The following is a 16,892-nucleotide window of genomic DNA, read 5'->3' on the forward strand; positions in this document are numbered from 1 at the left end:
ACGAGCGTCCCAGGCTGAGTGCGCGGGCCGTAGGATCTGGGCTGAAACCGCTCTCCTCCAATACACTCTCCACACGCCTGCGCAATCCATCCGAAACCCGCTCCGGGTGGTTGATTACGTTTGAGACCGTACCGACCGAGACGCCCGCGAGCCTCGCCACCTCCCGGATCTTCAGCCTTCCGCCACGCACCGTGCCCAACTCTGATCAGCTCCGTAGTTGATACCGGCGCGCCGCGTAACTATTCACCAGGATGGAACAAATAAGTACGGCGCCGAGGGCGAGCAGTTGCGACCTCGACCCGGCGGAACCCTCCATCGAAATAAGCAGTCCTGCGTTCAGCCACGTGATCAGCACCGCCGCCATGACGACGCCGCTCACTCTGCCGAATCCCCCCTGGATCAACACACCGCCGAGCGCCGCTATCGTGATGGCGGTCAGCGCCATGCCGTTACCCGCGGTACCCGCATCCGGCCTCGCCGAGGCGTACTGAGCGACATTGACTACCGCGGCAAGGCCACACAGCAGGCCCGATACCATATAGGACGAACCTCGAATTGCGCGCACATTCTGAGCCGCATAGCGCGCCGCCGTCGCGTTGGTTCCAACGGCCAAGAGAGACCGCCCCCACGTCATGCGGTCCAGCAGCAGCCATGAAATAAGCACGCTTGGAACCAGTATCGTGAGTACCTGCGTCGGGATCATGAGGCCGAACAACGCGACGCGTCCGGTGAGAACACCGTTTGCCGCCGTGATCTTGTCGCCGGAGATCGGTGCAGACCCTGAGACCACCATGGCGATTGAGGCGTAAGCGTATTGCGTCGCCAGAGTGGCAATAAGCGGGGGGAATTTGAGATACCCTACGAGCACGCCATTGACTGCTCCCAACAGACCGCCCGCGACTACCGTGCATACTACCGCCGGCACGAGCGGGACTCCCACATTCTGTATCAAGTGGCCGAAGAGCATTCCGGCCAATGACACGATAGCGCCAACCGAAAGATCGATGCCCGAGTACCCGGAGATAATGACGAACATCTCGGCCAGCGCCAGAAGCGCGACGGGAACCAGCGATTGTAGGGACGACGCCATATAGGCGGCGTCGAAGTCTGCGAATAGATAGCCCCCTCTTCCCAGCGCCGAGAACATGATGACCAGCAGGACCGTGAGCAGCGCGAGCGCCGCGGTCCTCTCGGTCAGGAGAACGCGCAGAACTCGTGCAGGCACAGACTCGCGTTCCTCGAATACACCGTCCGTAGCAGGCACTGTCATGACCTGGCCCTCCTCGCCTGACGCAGTAGATCCACGCCCACCGCGATTAGTATGATGATGCCGACAAATAGTTGCGTAATCTCAGTCGGCAGGTGAAGGTGGATGACCGCCGCCTGAACACTTCCGACCAATACGGCGCCCAACAATGTTCCCAGTACCGTTCCGCGTCCCCCGATGACGGAAGTTCCGCCGATAACGCACGCCGCGATCACCGACATCTCCATCCCGATACCGACATTCTGCTGGATAAGACCTCCGCTGCCGACCGACACGACAGCAGCCAGCCCTACCATGGCGCCGCAGAACACGTACAACATGAATATGCGACGCCTGACCTTAACGCCTGCAAGCCGAGCGGCGTCGGCGTCATTGCCAATCGCGTATATGTGGCGGCCAGTCGCCCAGTGTCTCATGTACACCCATACGATCGCGGTCAGTACGATCGCAAGCCACATCGCGTTGGGCAACCCCAGAAAGCGTGCACGCGAGATACTCCCGCCCAAAAAGCCGAGAGTGCCCGGGACGCCGGCGACCTGAGTTTCACCGAACACCTGCAGCGCTACATAGCGAAAAACGTTCAGCGTGCCGAACGTGCACACCATCGCCGGAACTCGTCCGAACGCTATGAGAGTGGCATTGACGACGCCCAACGCGCTGCCGACCAGCAGCGCCACCGCAATCGCGACAGGAGCATTGATATCGAAGTCACGTATGAGCTTTGATACCACCACCATCACTACCGCGAGGCCGGATCCAACCGACACGTCGATACCGGCGGCACACATGATCGGCGTCATAGCGATGCCTATGAGAGCAATCGGCGCGACCGTGTAGAAGATCGCAAATACGCTGGACGGCTCGACGAAGGTCGGCGTCGTCACTCCCATGACCAGCCACAGCAGCGCAATCACGACGACGAGAACCATTTCCTGGCCCTCGATCAAAGGCCGGCGTCCCCGGCGCCTGGGCCATCGTGCCGCACCAACACTCCGACCAGTTGCTGACGGACTCATCTCGCGCCCTCGCTCTCAAGCTCTCCCGATGCGGCGCTCAGCAAGGTGACTGCAGACACGTCGCCATTTAACTCGGCCGATATCTCACCATGTCTCATAACGAGGATCCGGTCCGCCAGGAAACGGATCTCGTCCAAATCGGTTGAGAACACTATTGCCGAATGCCCCTCGGCCGCGTGATCCAGGATCAACTGGTGTATTTCAGACTTTGCGCCTACATCCACGCCCTGAGTGGGCTCCTCGGCCAGCAGGATGTCGGGCACCTCTACCAGTTGACGCCCCATAACGACCTTCTGTTGATTACCGCCGGACAATGCGCCTACCGGAGTCGAGGGACCCGGCGCCTTAATACCCAACCTGCGAATCAGATCGCCCGTCGTTCTCCGCTCGTGTCGGTCATCGAATATGCCCAGGCGGGAGAAGAACGGCAGGTGACTGGCGGAGACATTGAAGGCGAGGCTCTTGGGCTGAAACACGCCCTGCAGTTTCCGGTTTCTGGGGAGCATGGCCAGGCCCAGTCGCATGGCACTCCGTGGTGAACGTATCCGCACCAGTTCGCCTTTGACCCTGATATCGCCGCCGTCGGGGGGAGTAACACCGAAGAGAACGCGCGCAAGCTCCGTCGTGCCCGAACCAATGAGGCCGTACACACCGACGATTTCGCCTCGATGCAGCTGAAAGCTGACATTGTCGAGCCGTTTTCCCTGCGCGAGGGATGAGACTTCTAGCACGACGTCGTCGGTCGCGGCACTGCGCCTGTCTGAACGATCGGCGATCTCGAACTTGTCGCCCACCATGGCCTGCGCGATCTTGGCCGGAGACATCTCCTCGGTGGCGTAAGTCCCAATGACGGAACCGTCACGCATTACGGTGATCCTATCGGTGATGCGCCCCAACTCGTCCAATCTGTGCGATATATATATCACGCCTATGCCTTCGTCGCGCAGGCCCCTGATAATATCGAATAGGCGCTCGATCTCCGTATTCGTTAGGATGGCCGACGGCTCATCCAGGATGAGCAGGCGGACGTCCACTGCGAATGCCTTCGCTATGGATACCAACTGCTGCTCCCCTACGGGAAGATCTCCAACCCGACTGTGCATGATTTCGGGGTCCAGCTTCAGGCGACTCAGTAGCCTTTCGACTGTCTTTTGCTGACTCGTCCAGTCGACCCGGCCCATACGGGTCTCCTCGCGGCCTAGGAATATGTTTTCGGCCACGGACAGGTCGGCAAACAGCTCTGGCTCCTGATACACCGGCGACACTCCTGCGGCGAGCGCGGACTGCGTATCCCCTAGAACGATCGGTTGCCCATGTATTAGCACGGCGCCCCGGTCCGGGGTCTCGGCCCCGCTGATCATTTTTATCAGGGTAGACTTCCCCGCTCCGTTCTCACCAACCAGTCCGTGTACCTCGCCGGCACGAACAGACCAGTTGACGTTCCGAAGCGCATGAACGCCGCCGTAACGCTTGTCGACTCCCCGAACCTCCAGTATTTGCTCTTCGGAAGGCATGTCTTCACTTCCAGTCTTCGGCATATTCGCCCCCCCATGCTCCCCATGGTGTGCGCGACCGTGGCGACCGCGCACACCATGGTTCACGAAGCGAGTCAGTAGTCGTAGTCCCCCGCGTTCTCCTCGGTCAGAATCAAAGGTTCTCCCATGACCAGTGTCTGCGACGCCTCGTCGTACGTCACGCCGGGAATCCTGCCCACGTCCTGAGTTGCTTCGAAGGACTCGCCCTGTGCCAGCTTCCAGCCGGCCCATGCCGTCAGATATCCGAGGTTCTCAACGTCCCACAGCACCGATGAGCTTGCCGAACCGTCCTCTAGGTACGGCAGCATGGCCTGCGGCGTTCCAACGCCAACCGTGGCGATCTCACCCGTCTTGCCAGACTCCTGTACCGCCTGCGCAACCCCGGGTGCGGACGTTGTACAGACCCCGACCAGTCCCTTGAGGTCCGGATATGCGTTGATAAGGTTCTTGGCCATGGTGACGGCCTTCGCTTGGTCCTCATCGGCATAGACGGTGTCGACAATCTCCATGTCTGGATAGTCGGTGGCGGCCTTGTCCTTGAACACCTCGATCCACGCGTTGAGGTTGGCCGCGGTCTGGCCGCACGACACGATCGCGATCTGCCCCTCTCCGTCAATCGGCTCCGCCATTTGTTCCAGCAGTGCCGTGCCAATAGCCTCCTCCGTGGCTTGAGTCACGAATACTTCGCGCGAAGACGACGAGGCGTCCGTGTCCGCCGTTCCGACCTTTATTCCTTGGTCTTGGGCCTCGGTGATCAAGGGCGCCATGGAGTCGGGGTCGTTGGGCGCAATCAGCAGCGCGTCCACCTTCTGCTGCATCAAAGAACGAACAACTTCGCTCTGCGCGGCGGGATCAGCCGTGTTCGGTCCTGAATAGACCCAGTTGAAGCCGAATTCCTCGGCGGCGTCGGCGCCGCCGGTATTCATGGCCTCGAAGAAGGGAATACCCTGGATCTTAGGCACGAATGCAACGGAAACCGATGTTCCGTCGGCTGTGCCGCCGCCGGCTCCGCTCGACGAGCCTCCGCCGTTACCGCCGGCGCAACCTGCGACTGCCAGCGCGAGGCATGTGGCGCCTGCCGCCGCTGCCATACCTAGACGATGTTTCATGTCTGTCCTCCATCGCCACGTTCCCACAAGCTCCCCGATGAGCATGCGACTGGCTGCACCGATCCCTCTTTGGACCGGTTCAAAAGTGTGGCGTGATCCAGTGTGCACCAGGAGACACGGACGTGTCAACAGGTCACTTCGCGAGCATCGCCCCGGCGAGGTTTGTCTGATCGTGATACATTCAACTGGTGCGGATCCGACGGCCGCCGTTCAGGAGCAACCTCCCGCGCTCATGCCGCAAATCGGCGCAGCACGAACGGCGACTCCAGGGACGGCACCTGCACCGATGTGCAGCAGCACGTCTTGCTAGCCCGCCCCGCCAACGGGGATGATGCGTTTAGCGACTCCGGCGGACACACCACCGGCCGGGCGAAAACCAATCACAGCGCCTGTCGCACAGACAACCGACAAAGGAGTTAGTCCATGACCACCGAGCCCCTCGCGCTCACCGACCTCGACCTCAAGGCCATCAACGTCGCCAAGGCGCTGGCCGCCGACGCCGTGGAGGCGGCGGGCTCCGGTCACCCCGGCACTGCGATCTCGTTGGCGCCCGTGGCACACCTGCTCTACCAGCACGAACTGCGCCACGACCCGTCCGACCCGAACTGGCTCGGCCGCGACCGCTTCGTCCTGTCCGCCGGGCATGCCTCCCTGTTGCAGTACTGCCAGCTGTTCCTGACCGGCTACGACATCCCGGTGGAGGGGTTCACCCACTTCCGCTCCTCCGCCGGCCTGCCCGGACACCCCGAGTACGGGCACACCCCCGGCATCGAGACCACCACCGGTCCGCTGGGCGCAGGCTTCTCCAACGCCGTCGGACTGGCCATGGCGGCCCGCCGCGAGCACGGCCTGTTCGAGCCCGATGCCGCCGACGGCACCTCCCTGTTCGACCACTTCGTCTACACGATCATGGGCGACGGCTGTATGCAGGAGGGCGTCGCCTCCGAGGCCGCCTCCCTGGCCGGCACCCTGCAGCTGGGCAACCTGATCGCCATCTACGACGACAACGACATCTCCATCGAGGGCGACACCGACATCTCCTTCACCGAAGATCCCTCCGCCCGTTTCGAGGCCTACGGCTGGCAGGTGCTCGACGTCGACTGGAAGGCCGGCGGCACCTACCACGAGGACCTGCAGGCCCTGCACGAGGCGCTGGTGACCGCCCGCGCCGAGACCAAGCGGCCCACCATGATCCGCCTGCACACGATCATCGCCTGGCCCTCCCCCACCAAGCAAGGGTCGGAGTCCTCCCACGGCGCCAAGCTCGGCGCCGAGGAGCTGGCCGGGCTGAAGACCGCCCTGGGCCTGGACCCGCAGGCTACCTTCCAGCTGCCCGACGACGTCGTCGCCTTCACCCGCTCGCACGCCGCCGAGCGCGCCGCGGCCGCCCGCGCCGACTGGGACGCCCGCCTGGCCGCCTGGCAGCAGAACTCCCCCGAGCAGGCCGCCCTGTTGGAGCGCCTGCGCGCCGGCAAGCTGGATGAGGGTCTGGACGCCGCACTGCCGGTGTGGGAGGTCGGGGAGGCCCTGGCCACCCGCGCCGCTTCCGGCAAGACACTGACGGCCCTGGCGCCGGTCGCCCCGGAGCTGTGGGGCGGGTCGGCCGACCTGGCCGGCTCGAACAACACCACCATGGCCGGTGAGCCCTCCTTCCTGCCCGCCGACCTGGCCCAGGCCGACGGCGATGGCCCTTACGGGCGCACGCTGCACTTCGGCATCCGTGAACACGCCATGGGCGGGATCCTCAACGGCATCGCCCTGGACCGCCTGACCCGCCCGTACGGCGGCACCTTCATGGTGTTCTCCGACTACATGCGTCCCGCCGTGCGCCTGGCGGCGCTGATGGGCCTGGGCTCCATCTTCGTCTGGACGCACGACTCCATCGGCGTGGGCGAGGACGGCCCCACCCACCAGCCGATCGAGCACCTGGCCGCGCTGCGCGCCATCCCCGGACTCGCCGTCGTCCGTCCCGCCGACGCCAATGAGACGGCAGCCGCCTGGGCGGAGATCCTGCGCCGCCCGGAGGGCCCGGCCGGAATCGTGCTGTCTCGGCAGAACCTGACCGTGCACGCCGACGCCGAGACCGCCCGCGCCGGCGTCGGCCGTGGCGCCTACGTGCTGGCCGAGGCCACCGACGCCGCCGGCGCCGAGGTCGCCCCCGCGGCGATCCTGATCGCCACCGGCTCCGAGGTGGGCGTCGCCATGGACGCCCGCGAGGTGCTGCAGGCCGAGGGCACGCCCACCCGCGTGGTCTCCGCCCCCTGCCTGGAGTGGTTCGCCCAGCAGGACGAGGCCTACCGGGCCTCGGTGCTGCCCGAGGCGGGCGTGCGGGTCTCGGTGGAGGCGGGCATTGCCATGGGTTGGCGTGAGGTGGTCGGCGCAGACGGTGAGATCGTCTCCCTGGACCACTTCGGCGCCTCTGCGCCCGGCGCGCAGCTGTTCGAGGAGTATGGCTTCACCGGCGAGGCGGTGGCGGCGCGGGTACGCGACGCCCTGGCTCGCGCCTGACGAACCACTCCCTCACTTCGCTGAGGCGCGGGCGGACGACCTTTGCCGGCGGTTCGCCCGCGCTTGACGAACGTCCGCCATGGCGTGGGTGAGCCACCTGCCTCAGCCGGTGCGCTCGCCCACGCCCGTTCGGCATGTCTACCCACCCGGTCTCGACGCTCCCGCTCAAGACGCACCGGGCCGCATTCCACGACCCCCGGCGTTGTTCCACGACCTTGGTGTACGTTGCACGACCCCGGGGTGGTCGTGGAAAGCACACCGAGGTCGTGCAGTGCGGCCCGAGGTCGTGAAATGCGGCCCGAGGTCGTGCACTGCGACCCCCGACCGCGGAACGCGCCGGGCACCGCCGGTGTGCCCGCACCTAGGTCGTGTTGTGTGAGTCGTTTGTGCCGGTGGGTCGGTGCTGGCGATGTGGGTGGTGGTCTGGTAGCGGATGGCGAGTTCGTCGTATCTGGTGGCTACGGCGCCCCAGCTTGAGTGGGCTGTGTGCGCCCGTCGAAGGGGGCGAGTGGGTCTTGCACCGCCCCGGTTGGACCGCCCACGCCCCGGTTGGACCGCCCACGCCCCGGTTGGACCGCCCACGCCCCGGTTGGACCGCCCACGCCCCGGTTGGACCGCCCACGCCCCGGTTGGACCGCCCACGCCCCGTTGGACCGCTGTAACCGGCGGCTACGGCGGTCCAACGGGGGAACAGGGGTCCAACCGGGGGAACAGCGGTCCAACTGACCGGCTCAAAAACCACACACCGCCACCCAAGCACTTACACAACAGACCTAGTAGCAGGCGAGCGGCCCCGATGGGCCCTCGATCACCTGGATGGGGGTGCCGAAGACGGCGGTGAGCACGTCGTCGCGCATGATCTCCGCCGGCGGGCCGAAGCGAAACACGCTCCCGTCCTTCAGGGCGCAGATGCGGTCGGCGTAGCGGGCCGCGAAGTTGATGTCGTGCAGCACGATCAGCACGGTGCGGCCGAATTCCTTCGCGGCGCGCTCCAGGTGGTTCATCATCTCCACGCTGTGGGCGATGTCGAGGTTGTTCAGGGGCTCGTCCAGCAGCACGTAGTCGGTCTCCTGGCACAGCACCATGGCCACGTAGGCGCGCTGCCGCTGCCCGCCGGACAGCTCATCCAGGTGACGCCCCTCCAAGTCGCCCAGAGCGAAGAAGTCGATGTAGCGGGAGATGATGCGCTCGTCGTCGGCCGTGAGCCGCCCGTGGGAATAGGGGAAGCGCCCGAAGCCCACCAGTTGACGCACGGTGAGCCGGGTGATGAAGTGGTTCTCCTGCCGCAGGATGGACAGCACCCGGGCCAGGTCCGCCGACTTGGTGGAGGACACATCCAGCCCGGCCACACGCACGGCGCCCTCGTCAATGCCCAGCAGCCGCCCCACCATGGTCAGCAGGGTGGACTTGCCCGCCCCGTTGGGGCCGATGAAGGCGGTGATCCCGCCGGCGGGCAGCTCCAGGCTGACCGGCCCGATGACAACCTCGGGGTTGTAGACCTTGCGCACCCGGTCCAGTTCGATCACAGGCGCCCCTTTCTGAGCACGACGACGAGGAACACCGAGCCGCCCACCAGCTCGATGATGATGGAGACGACGCCCTGGGCGTAGAACATGTGCCGCATGACGAAGTAGGCGCCCGTGAGCACGAGCAGTCCCAGGCTGGCAGCCATGGGGAACAGGTAGCGGTGGTCGTAGGTGCCCGACAGCTGGTAGGACAGGGTCGCCACCAGGAAGCCGAGGAAGGTCATGGGGCCGACCAGCGCCGTCGAAGTGGCCATGAGCACCGAGACCAGCACCAACACGGCGATGGTGGCGCGGGTGTGGTTCAGCCCCAGAGTGGTGGCGGTGTCCCGCCCCAGGGCGAGCACATTGAGCCGGCGCGAGTACGCCAGCAGTGCGGCACTCGCCACCACCGCCAGGGGGATGGCGATCGGGTAGTAGTCGGGGTCGGCATTGGCGATGGAGCCGAACAGTCGGGCGGAGAGCAGGTCGAACTCGCTGGGCGTGAGCAGGCGCTGCATGAAGGTGGTCAGGCTCCCCAGGGCCGAGCCGATCACGACGCCGATCAGCAGCATCGAGTACAGGTTGCGCGCGCCGCCGGTCAGCAGCCAGGAGTACAGCAGCAGGGACAGCCCCACCATGAGCGCCAGCCGCAGGGCGAACATGGACGCAGTACGGGTGGCGGCCAGGCCGGTGGCCCCGAAGAAGAAAATGGTGGCGGTCTGGATGGTCCGGTACAGGGACTCGAATCCCATGAGCGACGGCGTGATGATGCGGTTGCCGGTTGCGGTCTGGAAGGCGACGGTGGCCATGGCCTGGCATACGGCCACCACGATCATGGCGACTACGGCGTCCAGGCGCCGCTGGGCGATGAGCCAGAAGCCGCGGCTGCCCGGTTCCATCGGGTTCTTCCACACCAGCAGGCCGACGGCGAAGCAGACCGCCAGGCCGGTGACCGCCAGGTAGGTCAGCCACCAGCGACGGCGGGCAGCCGGGTTAGGGAAGGCGCCGGAGCGGCGGACGACGGCGGGACTGCGCGTGGCCGCGTCGGCGTCGGTGGGGGCGCCCGGCGTCGTGCCGGCGCTGCGGGTGGTCGGGCCGACGTCGGGGCGGCCCGCGGTCGGCGCGGCGGAAGCTCCGAGACTCATGCTCAGCCCTTCCCGGTTTGGCGGATGATCAGGGCGATGAACACCGCGGCCCCCACCAGGCCGAGAATCACGGACACCGGTATCTCGAAGGGGGCGATGACGGTACGAGCGAGCAGGTCGCAGGCGGTGATCAAGCCGATCCCCACCAAGCACACCCAGGGCAGGTTGGAGCGCAGGTCGTCCCCACGGCGCATGGACACCAGGTTGGGGACGATCAACCCCAGGAAGGGCAGCGAGCCGACCACCACGGTGACGGTGCCCGTGGCCACGGCCACCAGCCCGGTGCCGATCAGCACCGTGCGCCGGTAGTCGACGCCGATGTTCGTGGCGACGTCCTCCCCCAGGCCAACGGCGGTCAGGTGGTCGGCGTAGTAGAAGATCGCCGCCACGACCGCCACCACGATCCACATCACCTCGTACTGGCCCCGGTACACCGACGTGAAGCTGCCCTGGAACCACACGCCCAGGGATTGCAGCATGTCGGTCTGAAGCGCGAAGAAGGTAGACACCGCGCTGACCACCGCCCCCAGCATCATGCCGATGATCGGCACCAGCAGCGAGGAGCGCAGGGAGACCCGGCGCAGCAGCAGGAAGAACACCATGGTGCCGATGAATGAGGCGGTGACGGCGCCGGCCATTCGCCCCAACACGCTGGCGCGCGGGAAGACCACCATCACCGTCAACAGGCCCAGGCCGGCCCATTCGGTGGTGCCGGTGGTGGTCGGCTCCACGAATCGGTTCTGGGTGATCAGCTGCATGACCAGGCCGGACATGCTCATGGCGGCCCCGGCCAAAACCAGCGCGAGCGTGCGGGGGACGCGGACGTTGCGGAACATCTCCCAGCCGTCCGCGTGGGACAGGATGGAGTACTGGCCGGTAGCCAGGCTTAGGCCCAGCAGGGCCAGTACCGCCAGCAGCCCGACCGCGAGCCCCCGGCTGACCAGGGGCTCGCGGGTGCGGGCGGCGGTATCGGTCGCGTCACTGGGCGGCGCGCCCGACCTTGAGAGCTGCCGGGTGCTCAGTTCTGTGCCCCTTCGAAGGCATCGGCAATCGAGTTGAGGATCTCGGTGTAGGTGATGATCGACTCGTTGGTGTAGGTGTCATCCGGGGCGTAGACGATCTGCCCGGAGGTCACCGCCGTGACATTCTGCAGCGCGGCGTTGCCCGCGATCACATCCGCGGCGGGCGTGTAATTCGGGTCGTCCGCAGTGATGGCGGCGTCGCGGTCCATTACGAAGATCCAGTCCGGGTTGGACTCGGCGATCTGCTCCACGGAGACGTCGTCGCCCTGGTGGTCATCGGTGGAGCCCTCTACCTCGAGGGCGGGCTCCAGCTCAAGCAGGTCGAACAGCGGCCCCCAGGTGCGTCCGGTGGTGGGCCCGGAGTAGCCGATCTCTCCGCCGGAGACGATCACGGCCATGACCGTGGAGGAGCCGTCGTAGGCGTTCTTGGCGCGCTCCAGGGCGTCCTCGAAGTCGGCGATGAGCTGATCGGCCTCGGCCTCCTTGCCGAACACCTGCCCCAGGTCGGTCACCTGGCGCTCGAGTTCGGCGTCTAAGGGCTCACCGTCGCGGGGCTCGAGGTCGAGTAGGGCGGCATCGGGGGTCAGTTCGGCGATCGAGTCATACTGGTCGGAGAAGCGCTGGCCGACGATCACCAGATCGGGGTCGGCCGCAGCCAGGGCCTCCAGGTCGGGCTCACGGTGGTTGCCGATGTCGGCGACGTCGTCGCCGTCGTATGCGGTCACGGTGGAGGGCATGACCCCCTTGGGCACGGCGACCAGCGGCACATCCCAGTCGGCGAGGACCTCGAAGGTGCGGTTGTCGGTGGAGGCCGCCCGCTGGACGGGCAAGGACACCTCGACGCTGCCGTGATTGTCCTCGATGGTGACCGAGGATGCCTGGGACACGGAGGTAGAGGCGGCGTCTGAGGCCGCGGAGGTGGACGCGGAATCGGTACTGCCGGAGCAGCCGGCGAGGGCGAGGCTCACGGTCGCCGACAGCGCCAGGAGCGCAGGGAGTTTGCGAGACATGTCTTCCTTCAGGATGGTAGGGCTCGCGCGGCACGGTCCACGCGAGAGGCACAGGCTTCCGCCAACCCACTGAACTTAGGTCAGGTTCACCTATGTATGGCTAACCTATGTCGCCGTGGAGGCGAACGGCAAGCCCTATCTCGCCCCGAGGCCGCTCGAAGCAACCGCCGAGGTCGGTGGAAGTTACATCCCGAGGTCGGTTGATGTGGCGGCGTGCCGGTTCACGACGCCGAGGCCGAAGCGCCGGCACTCGCAGTGGCACTCGGCGACGCCGTTGCGGCGCCCCGGCTCGCCTCGACGGCGGCGACGATGTCGGGCACGTGGTTCTCGCAGCACCACGGCAGTGACAGCGGGGAGGCCGCCGCCAGGCTCATGGCGGCGACCTCGTCGGCGACGAACAGGGCCGTGCCGTTGGCGACGGCCGGAATCTTCTCCAACTGGGGGTCCGCCTTGACGGCGTCCACGGCGCCGTCGCCGCCCACCTGAGCCCACAACAGGTCGGCTTCCAACTCCTCGGCCTCGCTGAGCGGATAGTTCGCGGCGACCGCTCCCGCGGCCCCCTCCGCCGCCTGGGCTGCAGGCGCGAGGGTCAGGCCCAGTTGGCGCAGCACCTGCGAGCGCGTATCGACCTCGGTGTACACGGTGATGGAGGGGCCGCTCGCATCTAGCGCGACCGCCGCGTAGGTGGCACCGGACAGAGCCGGATTCAAGGTACGAGCGGTGGTCAGCACATCGGTGGTGGTATTGACCAGGGCCTCGGCGGCGGCGGAGCGCCCCAGCGCCCTGCCGACGGCGACGGTCACCGCCTCCCAGGAGGCCTCGTAGGCGGAGGCATCGGCCGGGTAGGCCAGGGTCGGAGCGACGGCGGACAGGCGCGCGTATTCGTCTTCACTCATGCCCGAGTGCACACCGAGGATCAGGTCGGGTTCAAGCGCAGCGACCGCGTCAACGTCGACATCTTCCGCCGCGGCGTACAGGGTGGGCGCGGCGACGGTGTCCCAGCCGGCGCCCAGCGCTTCGAGTCCTGCGGTGGTCCAGGGGTAGGCCTCCTCGCCGTCGGCGTCCGCAGCGACGGCGGGCATACCCAGGGGGACCACGCCTAGGGAGATGACCACATCGGCGTCGACGGTGGAGATGGCCACGATGCGAGTCGGCTCGGCCGCAATCGTGGTGGAGCCATAGGTGTGGGCAATGGTAATGGGGAAGGATTCGGTGGCTCCCTGTGAGGCGTTGCCCGCGGCGGCGGATGGCCCCGCCGTGCTGCTGCCGCCGGAGGCGCAGGCCGCCAGCAGTACGGCGGCACCCGCGGCGGCGGCACCTGCCAGGAGGGTGCGGCGGCTCAGGCGGCAGGCACCGGTGCGGGCGGCGGAACTGGCGCGACGCCGCTCGGTGCCGCGGGCGAGGTCGGTAGAACCGGCAGAATCGGCGGAATCGGCCAAAGACGTTCTTCCCTTCGGTCACGGCCCCGGCACCGGGCGCCCGGGCCTCGGTCGAGGGCATTTTCCTATGCGAGGAGGCCGTGCGGCAAGGTTGCTCGCGGCTCACGGCGACCAAGCAATCTCCACATGTCCGCACGCCCGGATAGTGGCACCGGGAGTGGCAGCGGCCGGTTGAACGGCGTTGTTCGAGCTCCCGTCGTGGGTCTGCACACTCGAGAAGTAAACGCCAGGGCGGGATCCGCATGATAGTGCGGATTTGGCTTGCAGACCGAGTGTCATGACACTGCTCCTGTGTGCAGCGAATGGCTCGTTGCACACTGGAGCAGTGTCACCGGACTCTGCCGGAGAAGTGATTTCCGCTTATTTCCAAGGGAAAACGGGATTCAGCCAGGTCTGCTCGGGCGGCTCTTGCGTGCGGACCGACTCTGGAGCGCCGGCATGCAGCGTGGGCTGCGACCGACGCCGCCCACCACATCCTCAAACCGTAAGAGCCTGATAACGAATCACACACTTCCCGCGTGCCCCCACCCCTTGTCCCGTCTGACACCGCAGCGAAATACTGGACGAGCCCTTACCCCGACCCAGGAGCTGCCTCATGGCCAAGAAAAGCGATAAGAACGAGCCCACGCCCCACTCCAAGTTCCACTGGCTGCTCATCACCCTGGCGGTCATCCTGGGCATACCAGGCGTGATCGGGATCTACGTGTGGATCTCCAGCCACGTCGAGGGATCGGTGCGCATTCCCGTGATCCTGCTGATCTTCCCGCTATTGCTCTTCATCGCCATTGCAGGCGTCATCGACGACGCCATCCTGGCGAAGGCCCCACGGCTGGTGCGGAACCAGGACCGGTACCTGCTGGCCCAGAAGCTTGGACACGACCCCATCACCGGGGCGCCCCTCAACGTCGGCGGCTACGCCCCGACACAGGGCAACGGCATCCCCGGCACAGCAGCGTACGGTCCCGGCCCGCAGCCACTGGGCCAGGCGGGCAGGACACCCCAGTACGGCTACGGGCAGGTTCAGGCCACCCAGACCTTGCAGGGATACGGTCAGATGCCGGCGGGTTCACAGCCCACCACGCCGGGTTACGGATACGCCCAGACCACGTCGGCACAGCCGAGCTCCCAGGGGTACGTGGACCAGGGGCGTCAGGGTCAGGGATATGGGCAGTCCACGCCCCAGGGACAGCCGGAGGCGTATGGCTCCTACGGCTACGGCGCCCCCACGGCGTAGGTAACACGGACCCACGCAGACGGGTAGTAGTCCCCAGTCGACGCCATTGCCGCGTGACAAGATCGAGACCAATACTGGAGCGGTAACGACACCATCAACTACAGGAGTGTCCTCATGGCCATCACGCAGCGCAATGAATCCGTTCCCCATTCCAAGTACTACTGGGCCCTGATCGCGGCGGCGATCGTGATTGGCGTCGTGGGCATCTACGTCATCCTCGGCGTGCTCGTCGGATACCTAGGATTCAAATTCGGTCTTCGCGCCCTGGCGATCGCTCTGATGTTCTTCACCATCGGTGCTGCGCGGGCAATAGACGAGAAGATTCTCGCCAACTCTCCGCACCTGGTGCGCCCAAAGGACCGCCAGCTGCTCGCCGAACGGCTCGGGCGCGATCCCCTCACCGGCATCCCGCTCGCCGCCGGGAACGATCCGGCCTCGGGTTACGGGCAGGCCCAGGGGCACGGACCCGTGCCGGCCTACGGCCAGGTCCCGAGCTACAACCAGGTGCTGGCACCCGGCCAGCCCATGCCGCCCGCTCAACCCACAGCGTCCACGCAGACACAGCCCTCCGCGCACGGATACGGCGTCGGCGGGTACGGACCGACGGCGTCCTGAAGCCGCCCGAATTCATGTCGGGGGCTCCCGGTAGCCTGCCGCCATGGCCACCACGAAGACAGCGAAGGCACACACCGCCTACGTGTGCACCGAGTGCGGCTGGTCCAGCCCCAAGTGGCTCGGTCAGTGTCGCGAGTGCCGCGCCTGGGGCACGTTGGAGGAGTTCGTAGAGTCGGCCCCGGGTGGAATCGGTTCTCCCGGACGCGTCCCCATGTCGGCGGCGCCGATTCGCCCCGCCGTCGCCGCGCGCCCCATCGCGGAAGTCAGCGCGGAGGAGGCCCGCGCCCGCCCCACCGGGGTGGGCGAGTTGGACCGGGTTCTGGGCGGCGGCGTCGTGCCTGGGGCAGTGGTGCTGCTGGCAGGAGAGCCAGGCGTCGGCAAGTCCACGCTGCTGCTGGATGTCGCCGCGAAGGCGGCCGCGGCCTCCCGTGAGCGCGGACAGGGGCCGGTGCTGTATGTGACCGGGGAGGAGTCGGCCAGCCAGGTGCGGCTGCGCGCCGAGCGCATCGACGCCATCGACCCGGCGCTGCTGCTCGCCGCCGAGACCGAGCTGGGCGCGCTCCTCGGGCACGTGCAGGACGTCTCCCCGTCCCTGCTGATTGTGGACTCGATCCAGACCATCGCCTCCGCGCAGGTCGAGGGTGGCGCAGGTGGCATCACCCAGGTGCGGGCGGTGGCGAGCGCCCTCATCCAGGTGGCCAAGGAGCGGGCCATCCCGGTGCTGCTGGTAGGACACGTAACTAAGGACGGCGGTATTGCGGGGCCGCGCGTACTGGAACACCTGGTGGACGTCGTCTGCCAGTTCGAGGGAGACCGGCATGCGCGGCTGCGGCTGCTGCGGGCGGTGAAGAACCGCTATGGCCCCACCGATGAGGTCGGCTGTTTCGACCTGGGCGAGCGCGGCATTGTCGGCCTGGCCGACCCCTCGGGTCTGTTCCTGTCGGCGGCGCGCAGCGAGGTGCCGGGCACGTGCGCCACCGTGACGCTGGAGGGGCGCCGCCCCATGCCGGTGGAGATTCAGGCGCTGGTGGCCGGGACCGCCGCCGGCTCACCGCGGCGCACCACCTCCGGGGTGGACCACTCCCGGGTGGCGATGGCGCTGGCGGTGCTGGCGGCCCGGCTGCGCGTGGATACCTCCACCACCGATGTGTACGTATCCACCGTGGGCGGGGCGCGGGCGGTGGAGCCGGCCACGGACCTGGCGGTGGCGATCGCCGTGGTCTCCGCCGCGCAGAACCTGCCCACTCCCCCCGGCTTGGTGGCCTTCGGGGAGGTGGGCCTGACCGGGGAGGTGCGGGCGACGGTGGGTGTGCAGCGGCGTCTGGCGGAGGCGGCGCGTCTCGGCTTCGACCGGGCCATCGTGCCGTTGGCCGGCTCTAAGGAGTTGCGCGGCGTCGACGGCATGCGCGTGCTGCCGGTTGCGCACCTGAGCGAAGCCATCGGCGCGGCCCTGCCCCGCGGCTGATCCCCGGCGGCTTCGGCGCGTA

Annotated in this window: 13 protein-coding genes and 1 pseudogene; 4 read left to right on the top strand and 10 right to left on the bottom strand. The window is 66.8% G+C overall.

Annotated features, from left to right (window positions below; all coding sequences use genetic code 11):
* Positions 1-46: 46 nt before the first annotated feature.
* The 5 genes and pseudogenes from ACGLYG10_RS16985 to ACGLYG10_RS07550 form a co-directional block, all read right to left on the bottom strand.
* Positions 47-190 (bottom strand): annotated as a pseudogene (locus tag ACGLYG10_RS16985) (LacI family DNA-binding transcriptional regulator); the annotation flags it as partial.
* 15 nt (positions 191-205) lie between these two features.
* Complete coding sequence (locus tag ACGLYG10_RS07535) at positions 206-1,270, bottom strand: ABC transporter permease (protein ID WP_073329958.1); 1,065 nt, start codon at positions 1,268-1,270, stop codon at positions 206-208.
* Positions 1,267-2,214 (bottom strand): ABC transporter permease, encoded by a 948-nt coding sequence (locus tag ACGLYG10_RS07540; RefSeq protein ID WP_234416049.1) that lies wholly within the window; start codon positions 2,212-2,214, stop codon positions 1,267-1,269. Before ACGLYG10_RS07540 ends, ACGLYG10_RS07535 begins: the two co-directional genes overlap by 4 nt.
* A 65-nt stretch (positions 2,215-2,279) precedes the next feature.
* Positions 2,280-3,797, bottom strand: coding sequence for a sugar ABC transporter ATP-binding protein (locus ACGLYG10_RS07545; RefSeq protein WP_083565739.1), 1,518 nt, complete (start codon positions 3,795-3,797; stop codon positions 2,280-2,282).
* A gap of 95 nt (positions 3,798-3,892) precedes the next feature.
* Positions 3,893-4,927 carry an autoinducer 2 ABC transporter substrate-binding protein gene (locus ACGLYG10_RS07550; RefSeq protein ID WP_073329970.1) on the bottom strand — a complete coding sequence of 345 codons (1,035 nt, stop codon included), beginning with the start codon at positions 4,925-4,927 and terminating at the stop codon, positions 3,893-3,895.
* Positions 4,928-5,350: 423 nt separating this feature from the next.
* Between ACGLYG10_RS07550 and tkt the strand changes: the two genes are divergently transcribed.
* A complete protein-coding gene (gene tkt / locus ACGLYG10_RS07555) occupies positions 5,351-7,435 on the top strand; it encodes a transketolase (protein WP_073329975.1) in 2,085 nt (694 codons plus the stop codon).
* Positions 7,436-8,208: 773 nt separating this feature from the next.
* Here tkt and ACGLYG10_RS07560 read toward each other — a convergent pair.
* The 5 genes from ACGLYG10_RS07560 to ACGLYG10_RS07580 form a co-directional block, all read right to left on the bottom strand.
* Positions 8,209-8,961 (bottom strand): iron ABC transporter ATP-binding protein, encoded by a 753-nt coding sequence (locus ACGLYG10_RS07560; protein WP_073329979.1) that lies wholly within the window; start codon positions 8,959-8,961, stop codon positions 8,209-8,211.
* Positions 8,958-10,085, bottom strand: a complete 1,128-nt coding sequence (locus ACGLYG10_RS07565) for an iron chelate uptake ABC transporter family permease subunit (protein ID WP_083565741.1) — start codon at positions 10,083-10,085, stop codon at positions 8,958-8,960. Before ACGLYG10_RS07565 ends, ACGLYG10_RS07560 begins: the two co-directional genes overlap by 4 nt.
* 2 nt (positions 10,086-10,087) lie before the next feature.
* Complete coding sequence (locus tag ACGLYG10_RS07570) at positions 10,088-11,107, bottom strand: ABC transporter permease (RefSeq protein ID WP_083565742.1); 1,020 nt, start codon at positions 11,105-11,107, stop codon at positions 10,088-10,090.
* Positions 11,104-12,117, bottom strand: a complete 1,014-nt coding sequence (locus ACGLYG10_RS07575) for a siderophore ABC transporter substrate-binding protein (protein WP_073329983.1) — start codon at positions 12,115-12,117, stop codon at positions 11,104-11,106. The genes ACGLYG10_RS07570 and ACGLYG10_RS07575 overlap by 4 nt, the downstream gene beginning before the upstream one ends.
* 221 nt (positions 12,118-12,338) lie before the next feature.
* A complete protein-coding gene (locus tag ACGLYG10_RS07580; protein ID WP_083565743.1) occupies positions 12,339-13,556 on the bottom strand; it encodes an ABC transporter substrate-binding protein in 1,218 nt (405 codons plus the stop codon).
* A 595-nt stretch (positions 13,557-14,151) separates the two neighbouring features.
* On the opposite strand from ACGLYG10_RS07580, the gene ACGLYG10_RS07585 reads away from it, so the two are divergent.
* The 3 genes from ACGLYG10_RS07585 (at position 14,152) to radA (ending at position 16,870) form a co-directional block, all read left to right on the top strand.
* Positions 14,152-14,790 carry a hypothetical protein gene (locus ACGLYG10_RS07585; RefSeq protein WP_073329985.1) on the top strand — a complete coding sequence of 213 codons (639 nt, stop codon included), beginning with the start codon at positions 14,152-14,154 and terminating at the stop codon, positions 14,788-14,790.
* Between the two features lie 114 nt (positions 14,791-14,904).
* Positions 14,905-15,405, top strand: a complete 501-nt coding sequence (locus ACGLYG10_RS07590; protein ID WP_073329988.1) for a hypothetical protein — start codon at positions 14,905-14,907, stop codon at positions 15,403-15,405.
* Positions 15,406-15,448: 43 nt separating this feature from the next.
* Positions 15,449-16,870 (top strand): DNA repair protein RadA, encoded by a 1,422-nt coding sequence (gene radA, locus ACGLYG10_RS07595; protein WP_073329991.1) that lies wholly within the window; start codon positions 15,449-15,451, stop codon positions 16,868-16,870.
* The last annotated feature ends 22 nt before the right edge of the window (positions 16,871-16,892 follow it).

Source organism: Actinomyces glycerinitolerans (assembly GCF_900098745.1).
In the GTDB taxonomy this organism is placed as follows: domain Bacteria; phylum Actinomycetota; class Actinomycetes; order Actinomycetales; family Actinomycetaceae; genus Actinomyces; species Actinomyces glycerinitolerans.